This is a genomic window from Kribbella turkmenica (genome assembly GCF_004348725.1).
Classification (GTDB): domain Bacteria; phylum Actinomycetota; class Actinomycetes; order Propionibacteriales; family Kribbellaceae; genus Kribbella; species Kribbella turkmenica.
In genome coordinates, this window is record NZ_SMKR01000286.1 from 1 (window position 1) to 4291 (window position 4291).

Sequence of the window (4291 nt, forward strand, 5' to 3'; positions counted from 1 at the left end):
GGTGCTGGCGGTGTGGCGGGCACGGAGCATGGCGGCGGCCCAGCTGGGGAGGCTGAGGGTGCGTTCGCCGGTCCTGGTTTGGTGGCCTTGCGGAGGAGTCCTCGCCTGTGGGACGGGCGATCGTGTGGGTGATTTCGGCGGTGCCGGCTTCGAGGTCGATTCGGTGCCAGAGGACGGCGGGGGCTTCGCCGATCCGGACGCCGGTGGCAAGCATCAAGGTGACGAGGTTGGGGAGGTCGGCCTCGATGGCGTGTTCGTCGGCGGTCAGGCTTTCGTGCAGGAGGGTGACTTCGTCGGTGGTAAGGGCTCGGGGTGGGTTCTTGGGTTGGCTTCGATGGGGTCGACTTCGCGGGCGGGGTTGACGTTGGCGGCGCCATAGCGGACGGCGAGTTTCATGGCGCCGGAGATGACGGCGCGGCAGGTTTTGGCGGTCGAGGCGCCAGTGTGGTCCTTGATCGTGGTGAGGACGGTGTCAACGCGGGGTGGTGGCTTCGCCGATGTGGAGTTCGCCGAGGGCTGGGCGGACGTGGTTCTTGAGGGCGCGGCGGTAAATGTCCAAGGAGGTCGGCGATCGACCACCAGACCTTCGAACCTCTTCTTCCAGAGGTGGAGGAGGTGGTTGACCTTGTGGTTCGTCGTGAGCTCGGCGGAGTGGTTGGTTCTGGCTCGGTTCTGCAGATTGGTGAGCAGGGCGGTCCGCGCGGCGGACTTGGTCGTGCCGACGGCGGTCACGGCGCGGACCTTGCCGTCGTGGTCACGGAACTTGGCATGGGCCAGGTGTTTGAGGGGTTGCCGTTCTTGTTGGTCTTGGTGGCCCTGGTGGAGATCTCTCCCCAGGTTCCGATGGGCGGTGGTGGCCTCGGCATGTCTTGCCTCCGACCGGTGTGAGCGTTGCCTGTTCAACGCGTGGCCGGCATTTGAGCTCGGCGGATTCGGTGACATGGCGCGCCGATGTGACGTGACGCACAGTCATGATGATCTGAAGGGCGCAGGGCCGAGCCACCCCGAAATGCGTGGCTGAAAGGTCGAATAGAAGGTGACCTGGGAACATGAAGAAGCCCTGGTCAGCGCTCTGACCTGGGCTGTTGTGCGCCGCCAGGGACTCGAACCCCGAACCCGAACCCGCTGAATTCCAGCTGAGGCTGCTCACCGTTTGTCGATGATGAGCGAAAGCTCTTACTGGCAGGGGGACTAGGGGTGCTCTCGTGCACATCGTTTCTCATCGCTCACCATCCTTCTCGCGCTGATTCAGGTGCCTAAAGAGGTGTGCGGGGAGCTGCCAGCTACGAGGTTCAAGCTGCGGGAGCCCGGGCAGTTGCATATCTGCCTCATCAGGAGCCGGCCTCTCTGGCGGCGAGAGTACTGGTTGATGAACTGTGGGTCGGTATGCACAGTCATTCAGGCTTTGAGCATGTCTTGACTGCTTGGGGCTCTGCATCGAGAACCTCACTCCGGGGCGCCGACATCGCCGTGGAGTGGTTCCCTGAGTCTCGTACTGGGCACACAGGTGCGACCGGTACCTGAGCCGGTGCCCGAAATATCGGTGGATGCCGGTGCCGCTTGGAGGTTTAGCGAGGCCAGAACGCGGGGCCGTCGCCATGGCTGGCGTCTTGGGCTGCGAGGGCTCGTTGGCGCGGAGCCACCTCGGCGATGCGGACGGTTCGGATGGCGGCGTTAACCGGTGCGTCGAGTGCGCGGGTGATGAGCGCTGCGTTGGTGATGCCGGCGGTGCGTTCAATGGCCTCGGGTCCGAGCCGGCGTAGTCGGAGGCCGGCCAGGCGTGGCGGGATCACGGTGGGGAGTTCGTGCCAGACGGCTGCGTCGATGTCGCCGGCGAGGACTGCGGCGGGAGCTCGGTAGAAGGCGCAGTCGACGTACTCGGGGGTGAGCGGGTCGAACTCCGCGTGCGTGAGCTGTTCGTGGTCGAAGGATCGGTTGTCGATTCCCACGCGACGAGGGCCTGCGTTCTTGCTCGATTCAGCGCGTTCGACGATGACGAGGCTGTCGGGCGCGTAGTAGGTGCCTGTACCGAGGTCGAGCGGAATGAGTCCGCCCATGTCCTTGCTGTGGTGGTGGAAGGCGGCGAGTGATGTGACGGCTACCTGAGCGCGCTCGTGGAACACGGCGGCGAGCCGGTCTCGCGAGCCGCTTCCGAAGTCGACCACCATGGGAATGCCGAGGCGAGCCAGGCCCTCCTGCAGTACTGCGGCGATTGCTTGCTGCTCGAGTGGTCCAGGCGGCGGCATCGCGACGTGCAGGTTTCCGAGTCCGGCGTACTCCCACAATCGTCCCACGTGGCGAGAGGTGATGACCGTGCCGGATCGACCGCGGCTGTCCAGGCCGACGGCCTCGGCGCTTTGAAGCTGGCGCAGGGCCTTCACCACTGTGCCCGCGCCTGCGCCGATGAGGTCCTGCAATTCCTGGACAGGCGGCATCCGTTGTCCGAGCTCCCTAGTCAGGAGCAGGCGGGCGAGGGCCTCTCGAACGCTGGGCGCAGCGGTTCGTCGACTCGGGGTGCTCGACATGGACACTATCGTGGCAGAGTCCTTGGCAGCGGCCGACCGTGTCACGCGGTCAGGCCCAGCCCGAGCTTGCCCGGATTGAGAGTGTGCTGCGGGTCCAGCGCGTCCTTGACTCGCTGCAGCAGCACGTGTCCGCTGCCGAGAGACTGCCGGGCCCAGGGCTGGCGGGCAAGTCCGCCGCCGTGGTGGTGCGACACCTCACCATTGTGGCGGACCACGACCTCCATCGCCCGGCGCCAGATCTCTTCCAACCGGGTCAGCGCCTCGGTGTCGTCGTCGGCCTGGCCGAGCAGGATCACGTACAGCGAGGATCCTTGGTCGTACACGTGGGAGAAGTGGCCCAGGACTTCGTCGGCCAAGGGTTGTAGCTGTTCCTTCAGTTCGAGATACATGGGAACAATCCGGCTCCACAGGTTCGCCACCTCAATGGTTTCCGCATAACCACCGGGCTGCGCTAGCAGTTTCTCGACGGTGGAGAAGTCGAACCGCCGGGCCAGCCACGCTTCGACGGGGCTGGGGCCAAGACTCACCGCGCCATGCTGGACGAGCAACCGGGTGACGGCCACGTGCTCGACCCGCGTCAGCTCGGTGTGGCCGTGGTGACCGACGAACAGCGCGGGCAGACCGCGGTCGGCGGTGCCGAGCGCGTGGCGGGCTTCATCGGCGTCGTAGAACCGGAGCAGGTGGGGGCGGAGACCGGCCTGGATCAGTTCGCGCATCGCGGTCACGCCGCGGTCGACGTCAGGCACGGTGAACGCCTCGACCAATGTCGTTTCGGGGACGGCGAACACCTTCAGAGTGACGTCCGTGACGATGCCGAGAGTGCCCTCGGACCCGATGAACAACTGCTTCAGGTCAGGGCCCATGGCGGCGCGCGGCCGCTGGCCGACCTGACACACCGTGCCGTCCGCGAGTACGGCGGTGAAGGCGGTTACGAGGTCCTCGATGCCGCCGTACCGTGAGGAGAACTGCCCGGTTGCGCGGGTCGCGATCCAGCCCCCGACGGTGGAGCGAGCAAGAGACTGCGGAAAGTGGTTGAGGGTCAGGCCACGCTGATTGAGCCAGGCCTCCAGGTCGCTCCCGCGAACCCCGGCCGGCACGGTCACGGTTCGATCCAGCTCGTGCAGGACCGGCGGCCCGACCAGGGCGGACAGGTCGAGGACGATCCCGCCTCGAGTCGGCAGCGGCTGTCCCGTCACCGACGAACCGAGTCCTCTGGGGGTGACGGCCAGGCCGAGGTCTGTGGCTTCCTCGAGCACTAGGGCCACCTGGGCGGCACTGTCCACGCGGACAACGACGTCCGGACGGTGAGGATGCTGACCGAGTTTCGACCAGACCGTGGCGACCGGCCAGCTGTCGTGACTGTAGTCGTCGAGCACGTCGGCCTCTTCGAGGACCGCGTCCTCGGCGAGCTTCTCGCGCAGCCGCGTGATCAGGGTTCGTACTTCGCACATTGCGCTCACTCCTCTGCATCGCGTGAAGTGAAGTATTCAAACTTCTGAACGTAACTGTCAACCGAGTGAGCGCCACGTGACTCACGAGGGCCCGAATGTCGCGTCGGCGTTGGGTGTTGACACTGGCTTGCTGCCACTCCTACTCTCCAACAAGATTCAGAAATCTGAATGCAAAGGATGTAGCCGATGGAGCAGGCCCTCCTGAGAGCCGACGGCGTGGTGAAGAGCTTCGGCGCCGTCGAGGCGTTGCGCGGCGCCAGCCTGGAAGTCAAGCGCGCGGAAGTGGTCGCCCTGATGGGCGACAACGGTGCGGGG

Annotated in this window: 3 protein-coding genes; all 3 read right to left on the minus strand. The window is 65.8% G+C overall.

Annotation, left to right across the window (positions count from 1 at the left end; genetic code table 11):
* Window positions 1-264 precede the first annotated feature (264 nt).
* Window positions 265-732, minus strand: a complete 468-nt coding sequence (locus E1218_RS35025) for a hypothetical protein (protein ID WP_132327328.1) — start codon at window positions 730-732, stop codon at window positions 265-267.
* Between the two features lie 836 nt (window positions 733-1568).
* The gene (locus E1218_RS35030; protein WP_233712681.1) at window positions 1569-2435 is read right to left on the minus strand and encodes a YhfZ family protein; all 867 of its coding nucleotides are present in this window, start codon (window positions 2433-2435) and stop codon (window positions 1569-1571) included.
* Window positions 2436-2566: 131 nt separating this feature from the next.
* The gene (locus tag E1218_RS35035) at window positions 2567-3976 is read right to left on the minus strand and encodes an FAD-binding oxidoreductase (protein WP_132327330.1); all 1410 of its coding nucleotides are present in this window, start codon (window positions 3974-3976) and stop codon (window positions 2567-2569) included.
* Between the last annotated feature and the right edge of the window lie 315 nt (window positions 3977-4291).